This is a genomic window from Cupriavidus sp. 05N38 (genome assembly GCF_056397345.1).
This window is the reverse complement of the sequence record NZ_JBFTNF010000025.1, coordinates 35,409-53,106: the sequence shown is the minus strand read 5'-3', so window position 1 is coordinate 53,106 and position 17,698 is coordinate 35,409. Positions and strand designations below refer to the sequence as shown.

Genomic DNA, 17,698 nt, shown 5'->3' with positions numbered 1-17,698 from the left:
GGCCTAGAATCAATCCAGCACCGGCCGGCGGCACGGCGCCCCCCGCTGCGTTTCCAGGTGTGTCTGGCGCCTGGATACCCGCAGCAGCGCGCGCCGTGCTCCGGCTGGTGCAGCGGTGCGCCGCATGGCGCGCCGCAAGCCGACGGGCCGGCCGCGCCGCGCGCTTGCGCGCGTGTTCCCGCCCGGGTTGTTCCCCCACAGAAAAAAGGAATAAAGATGTCAACTCGCCGTCATTTCCTGAAAGGCATCCCAATCGTCGCCGCCGCGGGCGCGTTGGGTTTTTCCGTATCGGCGCGCGCGCAGGGCAGCGGGCCCATGGTGGATGAAAAAGACCCGCAGGCTGTCGGACTCGGCTACAAGGCCGATACCACCAAGGTGGACAAGGCCAAGTACCCGAAGCACGAGGCCAGCCAGCATTGCGGCAACTGCCAGCTGTTCCAGGGCAAGGCGACCGATGCCAGCGGCGGCTGTCCGCTGTTCGCCGGCAAGCAGGTCGCCGGCAAGGGCTGGTGCAGCGCGTGGGCGAAGAAGGCCTGACCGGGTGCCTGGGCAGGGCCCGGTGAAGTCAGGCAGGCGGGCGCGCATCCAGGCGCGCCCGCCTGTTTTGCCTTTCAGCGGTCGACCGGCCAGAGGGGCCGGCGTATGCGGCGATAGGGCAGCGTGCGCAGGTCCAGCGCCACCGAGCCCGGCGCGTCCGCGTAGATGACCTTGCGCGCCACGCCCGCGAACGCGGCGTTGAAATGCTGCGCCGACTTGACCACGATCAGCGTCTTGTCCTCGAGCCGGCAGCCCAGCTGCGTGAACACATCGGTGTGCAGGGCCTGCGCGCGCAGCGTGATCAGCACGATCTCGATGCCGTCGGCCTCCACCAGCGCCGCGTTGCCCACCGGCGCCGGCGCTCCCGACAGGCCGGTCATGACCATGTCCGGCACCAGTGCCTTCACCGTGCAATCGAGATCGATCGGGTCGCCCGACATCGGGCTGACCTTGCCGCCGATGCGCAGCGGCAGCCGCGCGCCCGTGCCGGCGCTGAACGCGATGCGCACCGCCACCGGATCCCACAGCGGGCCCAGCGCCACGTTGCGCACGCCGCGCGCATGCAGCCGGCGCAGCAGGAAGGTGGCATCGCCAGCGCCGCCGCCGCCGGGGTTGTCGCCGGCATCGGCAATCACCACCGGCGTGGCGTCGGCGGCCAGCGCCTCGTCGATGGCTTCGTCCGGGCCGGGACAGGCCGGCATGAGCAGTTCACGCAGGCCGGCCAGCTCGGCGGCCAGGCGCTGCGCGAGCCGCTGCGCGGCGGCGCCGTCGCCGTCCGCGTAGACCAGCAGCCTGGTGCCCATGTCGGGCACGTCGCCCCAGGGGAATCCGTGCGCGACGGAGATCGAGAGGATGCCGTCACGGCCTTCGAGCGCCATCAGGCGGTCGACATAGCTGCGCGCCGGTTCCTGGTTGGTGCGGATGGTGACGATCATGCCGCAGTCGGCCACCGCCGCCACCGGCGCGATGCGCCCGGCCACCTGCGCCGCGCACAGGTCCACCAGTTCCAGCGCGCGCTCGCGGATATCGGTGTGCGGATATTCCTTGTAGGCCACCAGGATGTCCGCCTGCGCCACCATGGCCTCGGTGAGGTGGCTGTGTGGGTCGATCTCCGCGCCGATCACCACGCCGGGGCCGGCCAGCGCGCGCACGCGCGCCAGCAGGTCGCCCTCGCAGTCTTCATAGCCATCGGCCACCATGGCGCCGTGCAGGCCCAGCAATACCATGTCCACCGGCAGCGCGCGGCGCAGGTCCGCCAGCAGTTCGTCGCGCAGGGTCTCGTAGGCATGGCGCGTGGTCACGCCGCCCGGCTGCGCGCCGGCGGCCATGCCCTCGATCACTTCCCAGCCATGCTCGCGCGCGCGCTGGCGCGCGGCCCACAGCGGGCCGCTGAACACGGCCATCTCGGGCGGGTGCGTGCCGGCGGGATAGTAGCCGCGGTCGACGAAGGCTTCCAGCGAGGTGGGCAGCGGGGCGAAGGTGTTGGTCTCGGTGGCGAGCGAGCCGGTGAATACGCGCATGGTCACTCCGGGGTCGCGCCCGAGTTGCGCACCACCGCGCCCCACTTGGTGATTTCGGCGGCCACGTGCTGGCGCAGCGCATCGGGGCTACCGCCGCCAGGCGTGGCGACCATCGCGGCGAGCTTCTCGCGCGTGTCCTTCTCGGCCATGATCGCGTTGACCTCCTTGTTGAGCGTGTCGACGACGCCGGCCGGCGTGCCGGCGGGCACGAACAGCGCGTACCACGAGGTGACTTCATACCCCTTCAGGCCGCTGGCATCCACGGTGGGGATCTCCGGCGCGGACGGGTCCCTGGTGGCGCTGGTCACCCCGAGCGCGCGCAGCTTGCCGCTCTTGATCAGCGGGATGACCGACGGCGCGGTGTCGAACATCACCTGCACCTGGYCGGCCATCAGGTCGGTAAGCGCCGGCGCGCTGCCCTTGTACTGTACGTGCTCCATCTGGATGCCCGCCATCATCTTGAACAGTTCCGCGGACAAGCGCGTGGACGAGCCCGCGCCCGAGGAGGCGAAGAAGATCCCCTTCGGATGCGCCCTGGCATAGCTGATGAATTCCGCCACCGTGGTCGCCGGTACCGAAGGGTTCACCGCCATGATGTTGGGAAAGCGCGTGAGCAGCGCCACCGGCGCGAAGTCCTTCTGGAAATCGAACGGCAGTTTCTTGTACAGCGAGACATTGATGGTGCTGGCGTTGGAGCCCAGCAGGATGGTGTAGCCATCGGCGGGCGCGCGCGCCACGCCGGCGGCGGCGATATTGCTGGCGGCGCCGGGCCGGTTCTCGACCACGAAACTCTGCCCGAGCCGCTCGGACAGCCGGTTGGCGACCAGCCTGGCCACGGCATCGGAGGAGCCGCCCGGCGCATAGCCCACCACGATCTTGACCGGYTTGTTCGGGTACGCGCCGTCCGGCGGGGCCGCGCTTGCCGGTTGCGCGCAGAACATGCCGAGGGCCGTGGCGGCCAGGAGGGAAGCAAAGGGTTTCATGAGTGTGGGTGCGAGGAGTTCGTGGCCACTGATTATTCGCAATTCCGGTGTCCTGAATCAATGTAAGCTATCCGGAATTTTGTTGCCTATTTGGCAACGATCGGGCGGCGGCGGACCGGCCCTTGACAGCCCCGGACAGCCCCGGACAGCAGCAACGAAGAGACGCACGGAAAACGAAGTGAACCAGGAGGGAAGCGATGGAGGGAGGGCTGAGCGCGCGGCGCCTGCAGTATTTCTTCGAGGCGGTGACCGCCGGCTCGGTGCGCGGCGCGGCCGAACGGCTGGGCGTGGAGCCATCCATCGTCAGCCGGCAGATCCAGTTGCTGGAGTCCGAACTGGGCGTGGCCCTGCTCGAGCGCAAGGGCAGGGGCATCGTGCCTACCGAGATGGCCTCGATCGTGATGGACCATTACCGGGACCGCCAGGCCAGCGAGCAGGCGATGATGGCGCGGCTCGACGAGGTCAACGGCCTGCAGCGCGGCGATATCCACATCGTCGCCAGCGAAGGGTTTGTCGATATCCTGATGGGCGGGGTGGTGGACGCGTTCTGCCGCGAGTTTCCCGGCGTGCGCGTCTCGCTGCGCGTGGCCGGCGCATCGGACGCGGTGCGCGCCGTGGCGCATGACGATGCGCATATCGGCGTGGTGTTCGGGCCGCCGGCCGATCCTGCCGTGCGCGTGGTCAGCGCGCGCAACCATCCGCTGTGCGTGATCGCCTGGCCGGATCATCCGCTTGCGCGCCAGCGCAGGCGCGCCACGCTCAAGGATGTGGCGCGCTACCCGGTGGCGCTGATGGCGCCAGGGTTCGGCCTGCGCCAGCTGATCCAGATGGCGGAGCTGTCCGAGAACATCGTGTTGACGCCGAGCTTCGTCGCCAACTCCATCGTGACGCTCAAGCGCTACGTGGAATGCCGGCTCGGGCTGACCTTCACCTCGGCGAATTCGGTGGTGAAGGAGGTCGCCCGCGGCGAGCTGGTCGCGCTGCGCACCAGCAATCCGATCTTCGAAGCCGCGCAGTCGCGCTTGCTCGTGCGGGCCAACCGGCCGCCAACCAGCGCGATGCGCGCGATACTCGCGCGCATCGAGGCGTCGGCCCTGTTCGACGGCGGCGGGCGGGCGCCCCGGGCTGGCGTCTAGTCCGGCGTCCAGGTCTTCAGGTCGGTCATCCTGGCTGGCGTGGCGGTCGATGCGGCGACGCCGCTGCCGTTGCCGCCCGATGGCGCCACTGCCGCGCTCGACGTGCCGGCCCCGGGCGAGGGGGCGGCGCCGGTTGTCGGTCCGCTGGTTGCCGGTCCGCTGTTTGCCGGTCCGCTCTTCGATGCGGTCGCGGCGCCATATCCGCTGACGCCGGCGCCGCCGTCCCGCTGCACGCGGATGCTGTTCTGCACCTCGGTCACGCCGAACACATGGTCGGCCAGGTCCTCGATATCGTATTTCTCGCTGCGGCTGCGCACGATCCCGCTCAGCGTGGCCACGCCTGCGGTCACCTCCACGCCGACCTGGCTGACATCCACGCCGCGCGCGTAGGCGAGCTGCTCGCAGATGGCTTCCCGGATGCGCTCGTCGCTGCGCTGGTAGCCCTTGGGGCCCATGCGCCGGGTCGGGGCCTGGCCTTCGCGCCGGGCTTCACGCTCATCGGAGCGGTCGCTGTCGTTGCCGAAGACTTCGCCCACCACCTCGCCTATGCGGCGGCCGAGGTTGTAGAGCGCGCCGTGCTCCTGCCCGCCGTCGCGGAAATCCTCGCGCGGGTCGTCGCGCTCGCCGCGATATCCGCGACGCGGATCGTCATGGTATGCGTCGCCATATTCGTCACGGGATGGCCGGCCATATGCATCGCCGCGCTTGCCGCCGGACTCGCCATACCCGCCGCCTGCCCCGCCGCTTGCCCCGCGGCCATATTCGCCGCCATACCCGCCGGCGTACTCGTCGCCACGCTGGTTGCCGTAGGCACCCCGGTACGGCATCGTGTACCCGTGGCCTTGCCGCTCGCCTTCCGGCGCGTTGCCATAGCCGCCGCGCTCGCCGCGCCCGCCGATATCGCTGAAGTAGCCGCGTGCGGCGTGCCGGCGCATGTCTTCATAAGGCCGGTCGACCTCGCGCAGCCACTCCTGGTCGCGGTTGCCGGATCCGTAGCTCTCGCCCAGCCGCCAGGCCTCCTCGTCGGCGCGGTCGTACTGGCCGTTGAGGCCATAGCGCAGGTCGCTGCGGTATTCGCCGCGGCGCTGGTCTGCCCGCTCGGACGGGTGGTCCGGATAGCTGTCGCGCCCGTATTCGCGCCCGTACTCCTGCCTTTGTTCGCGCCCGTAGCTGCGTTCGTCGCGGGCCGCTCCGCCGTCGCTCAGTTGTCCGGGCGCCAGGCGCTGGCGGCGGCGTTGCGCTTGCCAGTCGTCGGCATCGGATTCGGGCTGCCGTGCATCGCGGTCCGTGCCGCCCTGCTCGTAGCCGCGCCAGGCCTGGCCGCGGCGATAGCGTTCGTTGTAGCGGTCGTCCATGCTTGTCTCCTAGTGTCGGGTTGGCCATGGGCGCGCAAACGACGCGCGCCGCACGGGAACTCCAGAAGAGGCGCAAGAAACGTACCGCCGCCGCGTGGGTGCGGGGCAGGCCACAGGCGCGGGCTGCGGGCGCGCGCGCAAGGCGCGCGAGTGCCTGTACCGGCGGGGGAGATTGGAAGCATTGGCGGGTGCTTGTGTAAATCCTGCGCGATGGCGTGCGCGGATTCGGGCGGGCGATGTGCCTGCCCGGACACCCGGCCGATCGTCAGTGCTGCGATTCGACCTGGCGCTCGGCTTGCCGGCCGCGGCGCACGCTATGGTCGTGCAAGGTGGCTTTCATGCGCAGCAGCGAGGCCGTGAGCGCGGTGCGCTCTTCGCTGCTGAACGGCGCCACCGAGACCGAATGCAGCGCTTTCAGTGCGCTGTAGACGCGGTCTACGCGGGGCAGGGCGGTGGCCGGGACGAAGGGCTGGCCGGCCGGGTCGAAGGCAATCCAGCCATCGGCCTGCAGCGCGCCGAGCATGGGTTCGGATTGCGTGACGGAAATCAGCATCAGCCCGAAATAGGGCGCATGGCGCACGAATTCTTCCTGGCGTATCGCGCGCAGCAGGATCCATCCTGGATAATCGAGACCGACTTCGGAAAGGGTCTGGTCGAGCGCACCCTGCCACTCACGCACGCTCTCCATCAAGGCAAGAAGCACGGACTCAGTCGGTTCTAGAGCCTTAGGCCGCATTGATTTGTCTCCTGTCTTTGGGCATTGCCGCAGACCAGCGCCGGTGCTTGGCCGGCCCGGGCGGCGCGGGAACGCGGCGCTCCTCCTCCCCCCGCGTTTCCTGCGGATGCGACATTAGCAGACAATGATGACAATGGCGCAATCGAGTGCCCGCGTGACGGGCCAAAAAAGGCACGACACTGCGCTTGGCGCACTAAACCAAGGGAAAATCCCAAGCCCGGGCTTGTGCCTGCGGGCTTCACCGCGCCGCGGCGCGGATGTGCCTTCGATCACGCGGGCGCTCAGATTTCGAGCACCAGGCCGGGATCGAACTTCGGATTCTCCAGCTTGCCCTCGCGCGCATAGCCGCGCGGGTTGCACACCACGCGGGTGGCGCCCACCCGATAGTCGAAGCTGTCATGGGTATGGCCATGCACCCACAGCGCGGGCTGCCATGCCTCGATCTCGCGGCTCAGGTCGGAGACAAAGCAGGCGTTGAGCGCGGAACCGGCGAACTGCGGGCTGATGCTCTGCGGGGATGGCGCGAAGTGCGTGATGACCACGGTCTTGCCATCGTGGCCGGCCGCGAAACGCTCGCGCAGCCAGGCCACCGATTCGCGGAACAGGGCCTGGGAAACCGCCGGCGTGAAGCGGTCCTCGAAATCCGGCGCGATACGGATGCGCGAAAAGTCCCGCATCAGCGTCTGGGCGTCGCGCAGCCCTTCCTCGCGCTGCTGTGCGGACGCGAACAGGCTGTAGTCGGACCACAGGGTGCAGCCGAGGAAGCGCACGCCGCCGTGATGCCACTCCGAGCGCTCCAGCACCCGCACGCGCGTGCCGGCCGCGCCTGCGCGCAGGGCGTCCATGGTGGTGGCGAGGTCGCCGCCGTAGAACTCGTGGTTGCCGGCCACGTACAGCGTGGGCACGGGGGCGGCGGCGGCCCAGGCCATGGCTTCCCTGGGGCGCCAGATATCACCGGCCAGCACCATCACATCGACATCCGGGGTGGGGTAGTCCATCGGATGGACGGATAGGTGCAGGTCCGATACCAGGCCAATCTTCACTGGGGTCTCCTTGGTGGCGTTTTTCTTGGGTGTCTCGCTGGGACGCATTATGCCGTTCCGGCGCTAGGTGCGACGGGGCAGGGCGAGCGCGCCTTCAGCAGATATTCGCGTTTTCCCTTATCGTGTCGGCTTGCCGCGGCCTTTGGCCGGTCCAGCGCTGAACCGCGGTCCATGTATCAGACATGGTGGGCGGATGGCGCGCGATGCGCGCGCGCCGCGTCCGAAGCGGTCACGGGCAGAGACAGTGTCGAATTTAGCGGATTCCAACCTCGCAGCGCGCGCAGCGGACGCGCGCATGACATCGATTGAGCGCCGCGGCATGGCCGCCATCCTGCTGGCGGTGTCGCTCGCCACGCTGGATACGGCGATCGCCAACACGGCGCTGCCGGCCATCGCGGCCGACCTGCACGCCACGCCGGCGGCCTCGGTCTGGATCATCAACGCCTACCAGCTCGCGATGGTGGCGACGCTGCTGCCGTTCGCGGCGCTGGGCGGCATCGTCGGGCACCGGCGCGTCTACCTGGGCGGGCTGGTCCTGTTCATCGGCGCCTCGGTGGTATGCGCGCTGGCGTGGTCGCTGCCCACGCTGGCGGCGGCGCGCCTGCTGCAGGGCGTGGGCGCGAGCGCCATCATGAGCGTGAACGCGGCGCTGATCAGCGCGATCTTCCCGCCGCACCGCCTCGGGCGCGGGGTGGGGCTGAACGCGCTGGTGGTGGGGGTGTCGTTCGCGGTGGGACCCACGGTGGCGTCGATCATCCTGTCGCTGGGGCCGTGGCCGTGGCTGTTCGCGGTGAACCTGCCGATCGGCCTGCTGGCGCTGTTCATCGCGTGGCCGTCGCTGCCGCACACCGCGCGCGGCAAGCACCGCTTCGACCGCGTGGCGGCGGGGCTCAACGTGGTCACCTTCGCGGCGCTGATCTTCGCGCTGGGCGAGGGGGCGCAGCGCGCGCCCGTGGGCCAGTCGCTGGCGGCGGTGGCGGTGTTCGCCGTGGCCTTCGTGCTGCTGTTGCGCCGCGAGCGCGGCCACCCCGCGCCGATGCTGCCGGTGGACCTGATGAAGCGGCCGATGTTCGCGCTGTCGACCATGACGGCGATCTGCTCGTTCGCGGCGCAGGGGCTGGCCTTTGTCTCGCTGCCGTTCTTCTTCGAGAGCGTGCTGGGCCGCAGCCCGATCGAAACCGGATTCCTGATGACGCCGTGGTCCGCCGTGGTGGCGCTGATGGCGCCGCTTGCCGGGCGCTTGTCGGACCGCTATCCGCCGGGTCTGCTCGGCGGCGTGGGGCTGGCGGTGATGAGCGCGGGCATGGCGTCGCTGGCCTTGATGCCGGCGCATCCGAGCGCGCTCGATATCGGCATCCGCATGGCGATCTGCGGCGCGGGCTTCGGCTTCTTCCAGTCGCCCAACCTCAAGGCGCTGATGTCGAGCGCGCCGCGCGAGCGCGCTGGCGGCGCCAGCGGCGTGATCGCCACCGCGCGCCTGCTGGGCCAGGCCACCGGCGCGGCGCTGGTGGCGCTGAGCTTCGGCATTGCCGGGCGCCACGGCCCCACGCTGGCGCTGGGGCTGGGCGCGGGCTTCGCTGGCGTAGCGAGCATTGCCAGCGGCCTGCGGCTGATCACGCGCGATCCCGGCACGGCGAAGGCGTAGCCGGCCCGCGGGCCGGCCGCCGCAGTCTGCTCAGAACCCGACGGGTGCGTGCGGCACGTAGGGCGCTTCGAGCGCCTTGATCTCGTCGGCGGTGAGGCCGAGCGACAATGCGGCCACCGCATCTTCCAGATGGTGCGGCCTGGATGCGCCGACGATGGGCGAGGTGATGCCCGGTTTCTGCAGCACCCACGCCAGCGCCACCTGGGCGGCGGGCACGCCGCGCGCCTGCGCGATGGCATGCACCTGCTCCACCACGGCACGGTCCGAGTCCTCGGCGCCGTGGTAGAGCGTATTGCCGAATTCGTCGCTCGCTTCGCGCGCGCTGCCGGCCTGCCAGGGGCGCGTCAGGCGGCCGCGCGCCAGCGGGCTCCACGGCATCACCGCGATCCCCTCGGCCGCGCACAGCGGCAGCATCTCGCGTTCTTCTTCCCGGTTGAGCAGGTTGACATGGTTCTGCATGCTGACGAACTGCGTCCAGCCGTGCAGGCGCGAAGTGTAGATGGCGCGCGAGAACCGCCAGGCGAACATCGATGACGCGCCGATATAGCGGACCTTGCCGGCCTTGACCACGTCGTGCAGCGCTTCCAGCGTTTCCTCGATCGGCGTGTTCGGGTCCCAGCGGTGGATCTGGTAGAGGTCGACGTAGTCGGTGCCAAGCCGGCGCAGGCTGTTGTCGATCTCGGCCAGGATGGCGCGGCGCGACAGGCCGGCGCCGTTGGGGCCGGCGCGCATGCGCCCTTGCACCTTGGTGGCGATCACCACGTCGTCGCGATGGGCGAAGTCCTTGAGCGCGCGGCCCACGATCTCTTCCGAGGTGCCGTCCGAGTAGACATTGGCGGTGTCGAAGAAGTTGATGCCGGCTTCCAGCGCCTGGCGGATCAGCGGGCGGCTGGCTTCCTCGCCCAGCGTCCACGGATGTTTGCCGCGCTCGGGCACGCCATAGGTCATGCAACCCAGGCAAAGCCGCGATACCTTCAGTCCTGTCGAGCCAAACCGCACGTAGTCCATCTTGCCACTCCTTGCCGTTGATCGATGCCATGGATGCCGGCCAGCCCGCGCGGCCGCCGACGCACCCCCGGATGGTATGCGAATCCCCGCATGCCTGCAGGCGGCCGCACGGCGCCCGGGCGATGGCGTCCCCCGGCGCTTTTTCCTCGCGCCGTTGCGGCGTTCCATGGCGTCGTGCATCCGGGCGCATGCCGCGAGAGTAGAATCTCGCCACATTTTTCCGCCCGGCGGAACAACGGATGCACGGAAGACGGGACACAGGGATGGGGAACATGACTCAGGGCAACGCTGGCGCCGGGACGGCCGGCATGGGCGCGGGCGCCGCGCACACCGCGGACATGGCGCACGCCGCGCGCAGCGAGCGGGAACAGGATGCCTATGCACGCAAGGCGGTCATCGCCTCGGCGGTCGGCTACGCGCTGGATGGCTTCGACCTGCTGATCCTCGGCTTCATCCTCAGCGCGGTCTCCGCCGGGCTGGGGCTGACCAGCACCCAGGCGGGCTCGCTGGTGACCTGGACCCTGGTGGGCGCGGTCGCCGGCGGCATCTTCTTCGGCATCCTGAGCGACTATGTGGGGCGGGTGAAGGTGCTGACCTGGACCATCCTGCTGTTCGCCGCCTTCACCRGCCTGTGCGCGCTGGCCCAGGGCTACTGGGACCTGCTGGCCTACCGCACCATCGCCGGCTTCGGCCTGGGCGGCGAGTTCGGCATCGGCATGGCGCTGGCCACCGAAGCCTGCCGGCCTGGCCAGCGGGCGCGTGTCTCTTCCTATGTCGGGCTGGGGTGGCAGGCGGGCGTGCTGGCCGCGGCGCTGCTCACCCCGGTGCTGCTGCCGCATATCGGCTGGCGCGGCATGTTTGCCGTGGGCGTGCTGCCGGCGCTGGCATCCTTCGTGGTGCGGCGCTTTATCGGCGAGCCCGAGGTCTTCGTGCAGGGCAGCAAGGCGCCGCGCAAAGGCAACCCCCTCAAGATGCTGGTGGCCGATGCCGCCACGGCGCGCGCCAGCCTCGGCGTGGTGATCCTGTGCTCGGTGCAGAACTTCGGCTACTACGGGCTGATGATCTGGATGCCGACCTACCTCTCCAGGCAGTTCAACTACTCGCTGACCAAGTCGGCGCTGTGGACGTCGGTGACCATCGTCGGCATGGCGATCGGCATCTGGGTCTTCGGCCAGCTTGCCGACCGCATCGGCCGCCGGCCTACCTTCCTGATCTACCAGGCCGGGTCGGTGGTCATGGTGCTGGTCTACTCGCAACTGGTCTCGCCGTACGCGCTGCTGTTTGGCGGGGCGGTGATGGGGCTGTTCGTCAACGGCATGATCGGCGGCTACGGGGCGCTGATCTCCGAGCTTTACCCGACACAGGCGCGGGCGACCGCCCAGAACGTGCTGTTCAATATCGGGCGTGGCGTGGGCGGCTTCGGCCCGCTGGCGGTGGGAGCGCTGGCGGCCAGCTATTCGTTCGATACCGCAATCGCCGTGCTGGCTTCGATCTATGTGCTGGATATCGTCGCCACGCTGTTCCTGATTCCCGAGCGCAAGGGCGCGGTGCTGGCGTGAAGGGCCGGGGCGCGGCGCGCGTGCAATGCCTTGTCCGCCGCATCCCTGGTCTATACTTGTCAGCATGCTAACAATTTGGTGAGTGGAATGTCTGCAACGAAACGCCAAGCGCCGCGCCCGGCAGCCCAGGCCGAGGCACCGGCCTCACCCGACGCCGATCCGGCCAAGGAGCTCCTGTGGGCACGCCCTGGCTTCCTGGTGCGCCGCCTGCACCAGATCCATGTGGCGATGTTTTTCGAGGAGTGCAAGTCGGCGAGCATCACGCCGGTGCAGTACGCCATCCTGACGGTATTGTCCGTGCTGCCCGGACTGGACCAGACCGCGCTCGGCCAGGAAGTGGGGTTCGACCGCACCACCACCGCCGATGTCGTGCGCCGGCTGGAAGAGCGCGGCCTGCTCGAGCGCAAGGACAATCCGGCCGACCGGCGTACCCGCCACGTGCACCTGACCAAGGAAGGGCAGGCCGTGGTGGCGTCGCTGCGCGCGGACATGGAGCGCGCGCAGGAGCGCATGCTGGCGCCGCTGCGCCCGGCGCAGCGCAAGGTGTTCATGGAGTTGCTGTCCACGCTGGTGGAAGCCAACAACGACTACAGCCGCACGGTGCTGCGCATCTTGTGATGCGCGGCCCGGCGGCCGCGGCTTCGTTGCCGGCCCGGGCAGGGTGGTCTAGACCGGGTACACCAGGTCGTTGGCGATGATGGTGGTGTCGTAGATGACCTGGCGTTCGGCCAGCAGCAGCCCGTCGCCGGCGCGGGCGAAGCGGTCGTGGTAGCTGCCCGCCATGTGGATGGTGGTGGCGCCTTCGACCAGCGTCTGCAGCAACAGGAAGCTGGCCTGGGCGTGGATCGAGCCATCGGCGCTTTCGTCGGTGACGCGTGTATTGGTGACCAGGTGCAGCATATAGCGCGGGGCGAACATCTGGGTGCGGGAGATGGCCACTGCGCGGTCGTGCATCATGCGCCGGCCTTCGGCGTAGACCAGGCCGACCGGCATGTCGAGTTCCGCGTTCTCCCTCGAGGTGACGCGGTAGATGCAGTCCTCGGTGAAGAAGTCCGGCCACGACTCCACCAGGCCGGCGTCGAGCACGGCGCAGTATTCGGCGTGGAAGGCTTCGACCTCCATGCGCAGGGGCAGGGCGCGCGCGGCGGGCAGCGTGCGGGGGCGGTAGAGCGTATGCGTCGTCGGTGTCATGGTGCTCAGAATCCCATCACGCTGCGGTAGTACTGGTACATGGCGCGGATCGCGGATTCCGAGATCAGCGAGTTGGCGGTGCCCACGTGGCCCGGGTCCAGCTTGAGCACGTTGACGTCGCTGCTGGAGCGGCGCACGCCTTCCTGCACGAACTTCATCGCCTCGTTGTCCTCCAGCCCCAGGAAGCCGGCCGGGCCCATCAGGTTGCCCTGGCGCAGGCGGTGGCGGGTCATTTCCTCGGTGTCGTCCTCATAGCCGAACATGGTCCACAGCATCAGCATGCTGTCCGGGCCGTTGGGCACGATCTGGCGCACGCCCAGCGTGTTCATCTCGCGTTGCACGACCAGGTTGGGCCAGATGGTCTGCATCGTCACCGACCACGGCGAATCGAACTCCTTCACGTACTCCAGGAAGCGGTCGTCCTGCAGGCGCATGCCTTCGTGGAAGGAGCGCATTTCCTTCTTGTTCTCCTCGCTCACCGCGGCGTACTTGTCTTCCTTCTTGGCCGAGGCCATGGTGCCGTGGCGGCCGTGCACCGGATCCGCGATCATGGCCGACTCGTTGCCGGCCACCAGCAGGCCGAACACCACCAGGAAGGAGTGCAGCAACGTGGCGTGGTACGGGTCCTTCAGGTTCTCGTGGTACATCTTCCAGTTGCACGGCAGCTCGTTCTTGTAATACCCGAGTATCTTGAGCGGCTTGCCGTTGAAGACCACGTCGAAGTCCTTGCGGATCTCCGGCGTGAGGTATTCCTCGATGCTCTCCATGTCGCTGGCGTACGAGGCGAAGATCACGCCGTTGCGCGTGGTCACGTTGAGCTTGACCAGGCCGTGGTCCTCGTTGCGGAAATCCTTGGGCATGCCGCCGGCGCGGTTCACGCCGCGCTTGAACGGCACGCCCTGCAGGTTGCCCTTGAGATCGTAGGACCACTGGTGGTACGGGCAGACGAATTCCTTGGCGTTGCCCTGGCCATGGCGGCAGAATTCCGCGCCGCGGTGGGCGCAGCGGTTCTCGAAGACATTGATCGAGCCATCCTCGGCGCGCGCCACCACCACCGGCGTTGGCCCCACGTAGGAGCGCTTGAAGTCGCCCGCGGCGGGGATCTCGGCTTCCAGGGCGACGAAGTTCCACGAACGGCCGCGGAAGATCTTCTCCAGTTCGCGGTCGTACACGGCGTTGCTGGTGTACACCCAGTCCGGGATGAAGTGCAGGGCGTCGTCGGGCCATCGGCAGGCGGCCAGTTCGGCATCCTTGGCGCGCGGCGTGCGGTTGATGACCGCATGGGTCTGGTACATGTCTGTTCCTCGTTCAGGATGGGGTTTGGCACGCAGGCGCGGCGGTGGCTTCGCGCACCGCCTGCTTCAGGGGCAGGGTGGTGTCGCAGAGCCGCGCGATATCGCAGGCGGCGCGCGTATCGATCAGGCTGCGCAATTGCCTCAGGTCGCCGCCCGCGTTGACGGCGATGGCATGGCGCAGTCGCGCGCCATCCATGCCAAGCAGCAAGAATTTGTCGTGCTCCGCCGAGGTGCTGCCGCGCAGGGTGTAGTGCAGGTCCGGTGCGAAGGCGCCCAGCATCTGGATATTGCAGCCGAGCTGGTCGGTCCAGAACCAGGGCACGGCGGGCGGCGCGGTGTCCACGCCGAGCATGGCCGCCGCCGCGATGCGGGCCTGCTCGTTGGCGTTCTGCCACGACTCCAGCCGCATCTCCTGGCCGAACAGCGGCTGGTACTGGCTGGCGCAGTCGCCGGCGGCGAACACGCCATGCGCGCTGGTGCGGCACCGGGCGTCGACCCGGATGCCGCCGTTGGTGGCGTGGAGCGCCAGGCCGGCGGCCTGCGCCAGGGCAACTTCGGGCTGCAGGCCGATGGCCACCACCGCCAGCGGTGCCTGCAGGGCGCTGCCGTCCGCCAGCGCCACGCTGACCTGCTGCGCGCCGGTCTGCACCGAGGCGATCGCGCTGCCGAGGCGCAGGTCGATGCCCAAGGCGCGGGCGCGCTCCGCCAGCCAGGCAGAGAACACTGCCGGCACCGCGCGCTGCAGCAGCAGCGCAGCGGCTTCGATCACCGTGACCTGCAGGCCCAGGGCGCGCGCGGTGGAGGCCGTCTCCAGCCCCAGGAAGCCGCCGCCGATCACCAGCAGGCGGCCGCCGGCATGGGCCGCGGCACGCATGGCCGTGCGCAGGCCGCGCGCATCGCCGAGCGAGCGCAGGTAGTGCACGCGCGGCGTGCCTTCGGGCAGGGCGGGCAGGGTGCGGGCGCGCCCGCCGGTGGCCAGCAGGCAGCGGCTGAAGCGGATCGATCCGCCGTCGGCGAGGTGGGCGGTGCCGGTGGCGGGATCGAGCGCGGCAATCGTGGTGCCCAGGCGCAGGTCGATGCCCTGCTCGGCGTAGAAGCCCGCGGCATGCACGCCGATGCGGGCGTCCTGCTCCTCGTCCGCCAGCACGGCTTTCGACAGCGGCGGCCGCTCATAGGGTGCGTGCGCCTCGCCGCCGGCCATGACGATGCCGCCGGCATGGCCCAGCGCGCGCAGCGCGGCAGCCGCGGTGGCGCCAGCCTGGCCGGCGCCGATGATGAGGATGGGGGCGTCGTGTGACATGGCCGCGGGCCTCAGGCTGCCACCAGGACATCGACCATCACGTCGGCGCCTTCGATCCTGACCGGGTAGACGCGGATCGGCTGCGTGGCGGGCGCGCACATGGCCTGGCCGGTGCGGATATCGAAGCGGGCCTGGTGCAGCGGGCATTCGATGCAGCCGTCTTCCAGGTAGCCGTCGGACAGCAGGGCGTACTGGTGGGTGCAGACGTTGTCGGTGACGAAGAACTCGCCTTCGCTGCGGTAGAGGGCCAACTGGGCGTCGCCGAGCGTGAGCGGCATCACTTCGTCGTCCTGAAGCTGGCCGGTGGTGGCAATCTTGGTCCAAGCCATGATGCATCTCCTTTGTTCAGTACACTGAGTATTTATATTCAGTGTACTGATTTAAATTGGCAACTGAATCAGCGTAAACCCTTGGCTAGCCCTCGGGCGTGCCGGCGGAGGCGGAAGCGGCATGGAACGGCGTGTTGCCGCCTGGCGCGCGCGGCCGCGCGGCAGCCGCGCGCCGTGCGAACAAGGCCTGCACTTCGCCCATCACGCCGCGCCGGAAGGTCAGCACGCACACCACGAAGATCAGCCCGGTGACCATGCTGACCGATTCGCCGAGCGTGTTGAACCAGTCCACGCCTGTCAGCGCGGCCAGGCCGCTGCCGAAGTCGCCCAGCTTGTTCTCCACCGCGACGATCACCAGCGCGCCAAGCACCGGCCCGGACAAAGTGCCCATGCCGCCGACCAGCGTCATCAGGATGACCGAGCCCGACATGGCCCAGTGCACATCGGTCAGGGTGGCAAAGCCGAGCACCAGCGTCTTGAGCGCGCCGGCCAGTCCGGCCAGCGCCGACGACAGCACGAAGGCCAGCAGCTTGACGCGGTCGGTGTCGTAGCCAAGCGAGATGGCGCGCGGCTCGTTTTCCTTGATGGCGCGCAGCACCTGCCCGAACGGCGAGTTGACCACGCGCGCGATCAGGGCCAGCGCGGCTACCGTGACGGCCGCCGCCACGTAGTACATGGAAAGGTCGTTGTCGAGCGGCAGCAGGCCGAACAGGCGGCCGCGTGGCACGCCTTGCAGGCCGTCCTCGCCGCCGGTGACCGGCGCCTGCAGGCAGAAGAAGTAGAACATCTGCGCCAGCGCCAGCGTGATCATGGCGAAGTAGATGCCCTGGCGCCGGATCGCCAGCGCGCCGAAGGCCAGGCCGAGCAGCGCGCCGAACGCGGTGCCGGCCAGCAGGCCCAGCTCCGGCGTGACCTGCAGCGATTTCATGAGGTAGCCGCAGGCATAAGCCGCGCCGCCGAAGAAGGCGGCGTGGCCGAACGACAGCAGGCCGGTGAAGCCCAGCAGCAGGTTGAAGGCGCAGGCAAACAGCGCGAAGCACATCAGCTTCATCGCCAGTACGGGGTAGGCGCCGAGGAAGGGCGCCAGCGCCACGGCCGCCAGCAGCGCGGCCAGGACCAGTCTTGCGCGTGAATCGTTGCTCATCATTTTTCCTTTCCGAACAGGCCGGCGGGGCGCACCATCAGCACGCACACCATGGCGACGAAGACGACGGTGGCCGAAGCCTCCGGATAGAACACCTTGGCCAGCCCTTCGAGCACGCCCAGGCCCAGGCCGGTGAAGATCGAGCCGAGGATCGAGCCCATGCCGCCGATCACCACGACGGCAAAGACCGTGATGATCAGGTTCTGCCCCATCAGCGGCGACACCTGCATCACCGGTGCCGCCAGCACGCCGGCAAAGGCGGCCAGCCCCACGCCGAAGGCGTAGGTCAGCGTCACCAGCAAGGGCACGTTGATGCCGAATGCCTCCACCATGCGCGGGTTTTCGGTGCCGGCGCGCAGGTAGGCGCCCAGGCGTGTCTTCTCGATCACGAACCAGGTGGCGAAGCACACCGCCAGCGAGGCCAGCACCACCCAGGCGCGGTAGTTGGGCAACACCATGAAGCCGAGGTCGCTGGCGCCGCCGAGCGCGTCCGGCGTGGCGTACGACAGGCCGGACACGCCGTAGCCGGAGCGCACCAGTCCCTCGATCAGCAGCGCGATGCCCAGCGTSAGCAGCAGGCCGTAGAGGTGGTCGAAGCGATAGAGCCGGCGCAGCATGGTGCGTTCCAGCRCCACGCCSAGCGCGCCGGTGACGAGCGGGGCGAGCAGCAGCATCAGCCAGTAGTTCAGCCCGAGGTATTGCAGCCCGGCCCAGGCCAGCATCGCGCCCAGCATGAACAGGGCGCCGTGGGCGAAGTTGATGACGTTGAGCAGGCCGAAGATCACGGCCAGGCCCAGGCTGAGGATGGCGTAGAACGAGCCGTTGACGAGGCCGAGCAGCAACTGGCTCAGCAGCGCGGGCATGGGAATGCCAAGTAATTCCATAAGGGGTCTTCCTGGGGAGCTTGTATCGGGGAG

At 69.0% G+C, this 17,698-nt stretch carries 17 protein-coding genes; 5 read left to right on the top strand and 12 right to left on the bottom strand.

What is annotated here, in order from left to right:
* Window positions 1–216 precede the first annotated feature (216 nt).
* Window positions 217–537 carry a high-potential iron-sulfur protein gene (locus tag AC1DK4_RS19065; RefSeq protein WP_441620560.1) on the top strand — a complete coding sequence of 107 codons (321 nt, stop codon included), beginning with the start codon at window positions 217–219 and terminating at the stop codon, window positions 535–537.
* 74 nt (window positions 538–611) lie between these two features.
* On the opposite strand, the gene AC1DK4_RS19060 is transcribed toward AC1DK4_RS19065, so the two are convergent.
* Together AC1DK4_RS19060 and AC1DK4_RS19055 are read right to left on the bottom strand one after the other, a co-directional pair.
* Entirely contained in the window at window positions 612–2,057 is a 1,446-nt protein-coding gene (locus AC1DK4_RS19060; protein ID WP_441620558.1) for a M81 family metallopeptidase, read from the bottom strand.
* A gap of 2 nt (window positions 2,058–2,059) precedes the next feature.
* Window positions 2,060–3,040, bottom strand: a complete 981-nt coding sequence (locus AC1DK4_RS19055; protein WP_477131704.1) for a tripartite tricarboxylate transporter substrate binding protein — start codon at window positions 3,038–3,040, stop codon at window positions 2,060–2,062.
* A gap of 197 nt (window positions 3,041–3,237) precedes the next feature.
* On the opposite strand from AC1DK4_RS19055, the gene AC1DK4_RS19050 reads away from it, so the two are divergent.
* Window positions 3,238–4,176: a LysR family transcriptional regulator gene (locus tag AC1DK4_RS19050; RefSeq protein WP_441620554.1), complete on the top strand. Its 939-nt coding sequence runs from the start codon at window positions 3,238–3,240 to the stop codon at window positions 4,174–4,176.
* Here the strand turns inward: AC1DK4_RS19050 and AC1DK4_RS19045 are convergent.
* The 3 genes from AC1DK4_RS19045 to AC1DK4_RS19035 form a co-directional block, all read right to left on the bottom strand.
* On the bottom strand, window positions 4,173–5,531 hold the full coding sequence (locus tag AC1DK4_RS19045) for a BON domain-containing protein (RefSeq protein ID WP_441620552.1): 1,359 nt from the start codon (window positions 5,529–5,531) through the stop codon (window positions 4,173–4,175). The genes AC1DK4_RS19050 and AC1DK4_RS19045 overlap by 4 nt on opposite strands.
* Window positions 5,532–5,796: 265 nt before the next feature.
* Window positions 5,797–6,210: a MarR family transcriptional regulator gene (locus tag AC1DK4_RS19040; RefSeq protein WP_441620550.1), complete on the bottom strand. Its 414-nt coding sequence runs from the start codon at window positions 6,208–6,210 to the stop codon at window positions 5,797–5,799.
* Between the two features lie 338 nt (window positions 6,211–6,548).
* The gene (locus AC1DK4_RS19035) at window positions 6,549–7,310 is read right to left on the bottom strand and encodes a metallophosphoesterase (RefSeq protein WP_441620548.1); all 762 of its coding nucleotides are present in this window, start codon (window positions 7,308–7,310) and stop codon (window positions 6,549–6,551) included.
* Window positions 7,311–7,605: 295 nt separating this feature from the next.
* On the opposite strand from AC1DK4_RS19035, the gene AC1DK4_RS19030 reads away from it, so the two are divergent.
* The gene (locus AC1DK4_RS19030) at window positions 7,606–8,955 is read left to right on the top strand and encodes an MFS transporter (RefSeq protein WP_441620546.1); all 1,350 of its coding nucleotides are present in this window, start codon (window positions 7,606–7,608) and stop codon (window positions 8,953–8,955) included.
* Between the two features lie 30 nt (window positions 8,956–8,985).
* Here the strand turns inward: AC1DK4_RS19030 and AC1DK4_RS19025 are convergent, their stop codons facing one another.
* Window positions 8,986–9,963 carry an aldo/keto reductase gene (locus tag AC1DK4_RS19025; RefSeq protein ID WP_441620544.1) on the bottom strand — a complete coding sequence of 326 codons (978 nt, stop codon included), beginning with the start codon at window positions 9,961–9,963 and terminating at the stop codon, window positions 8,986–8,988.
* A gap of 338 nt (window positions 9,964–10,301) precedes the next feature.
* Here AC1DK4_RS19025 and AC1DK4_RS19020 point away from each other — a divergent pair, with 338 nt between their 5' ends.
* Together AC1DK4_RS19020 and AC1DK4_RS19015 are read left to right on the top strand one after the other, a co-directional pair.
* Window positions 10,302–11,522, top strand: coding sequence for an MFS transporter (locus tag AC1DK4_RS19020; RefSeq protein WP_477131707.1), 1,221 nt, complete (start codon window positions 10,302–10,304; stop codon window positions 11,520–11,522).
* Window positions 11,523–11,609: 87 nt separating this feature from the next.
* On the top strand, window positions 11,610–12,140 hold the full coding sequence (locus AC1DK4_RS19015; RefSeq protein ID WP_441620542.1) for a MarR family winged helix-turn-helix transcriptional regulator: 531 nt from the start codon (window positions 11,610–11,612) through the stop codon (window positions 12,138–12,140).
* 48 nt (window positions 12,141–12,188) lie between these two features.
* On the opposite strand, the gene AC1DK4_RS19010 is transcribed toward AC1DK4_RS19015, so the two are convergent.
* The 6 genes from AC1DK4_RS19010 to AC1DK4_RS18985 form a co-directional block, all read right to left on the bottom strand.
* Entirely contained in the window at window positions 12,189–12,713 is a 525-nt protein-coding gene (locus AC1DK4_RS19010) for an aromatic-ring-hydroxylating dioxygenase subunit beta (RefSeq protein WP_441620540.1), read from the bottom strand.
* A gap of 5 nt (window positions 12,714–12,718) precedes the next feature.
* Window positions 12,719–14,008, bottom strand: a complete 1,290-nt coding sequence (locus AC1DK4_RS19005; RefSeq protein WP_441620538.1) for an aromatic ring-hydroxylating dioxygenase subunit alpha — start codon at window positions 14,006–14,008, stop codon at window positions 12,719–12,721.
* 13 nt (window positions 14,009–14,021) lie between these two features.
* Complete coding sequence (locus AC1DK4_RS19000) at window positions 14,022–15,308, bottom strand: NAD(P)/FAD-dependent oxidoreductase (protein ID WP_441620536.1); 1,287 nt, start codon at window positions 15,306–15,308, stop codon at window positions 14,022–14,024.
* A gap of 11 nt (window positions 15,309–15,319) precedes the next feature.
* Complete coding sequence (locus tag AC1DK4_RS18995) at window positions 15,320–15,637, bottom strand: non-heme iron oxygenase ferredoxin subunit (protein ID WP_441620534.1); 318 nt, start codon at window positions 15,635–15,637, stop codon at window positions 15,320–15,322.
* Between the two features lie 85 nt (window positions 15,638–15,722).
* Window positions 15,723–16,781 (bottom strand): branched-chain amino acid ABC transporter permease, encoded by a 1,059-nt coding sequence (locus tag AC1DK4_RS18990; protein ID WP_441620532.1) that lies wholly within the window; start codon window positions 16,779–16,781, stop codon window positions 15,723–15,725.
* A complete protein-coding gene (locus AC1DK4_RS18985; RefSeq protein ID WP_477131703.1) occupies window positions 16,781–17,665 on the bottom strand; it encodes a branched-chain amino acid ABC transporter permease in 885 nt (294 codons plus the stop codon). The genes AC1DK4_RS18990 and AC1DK4_RS18985 overlap by 1 nt, the downstream gene beginning before the upstream one ends.
* Window positions 17,666–17,698: the final 33 nt, after the last annotated feature.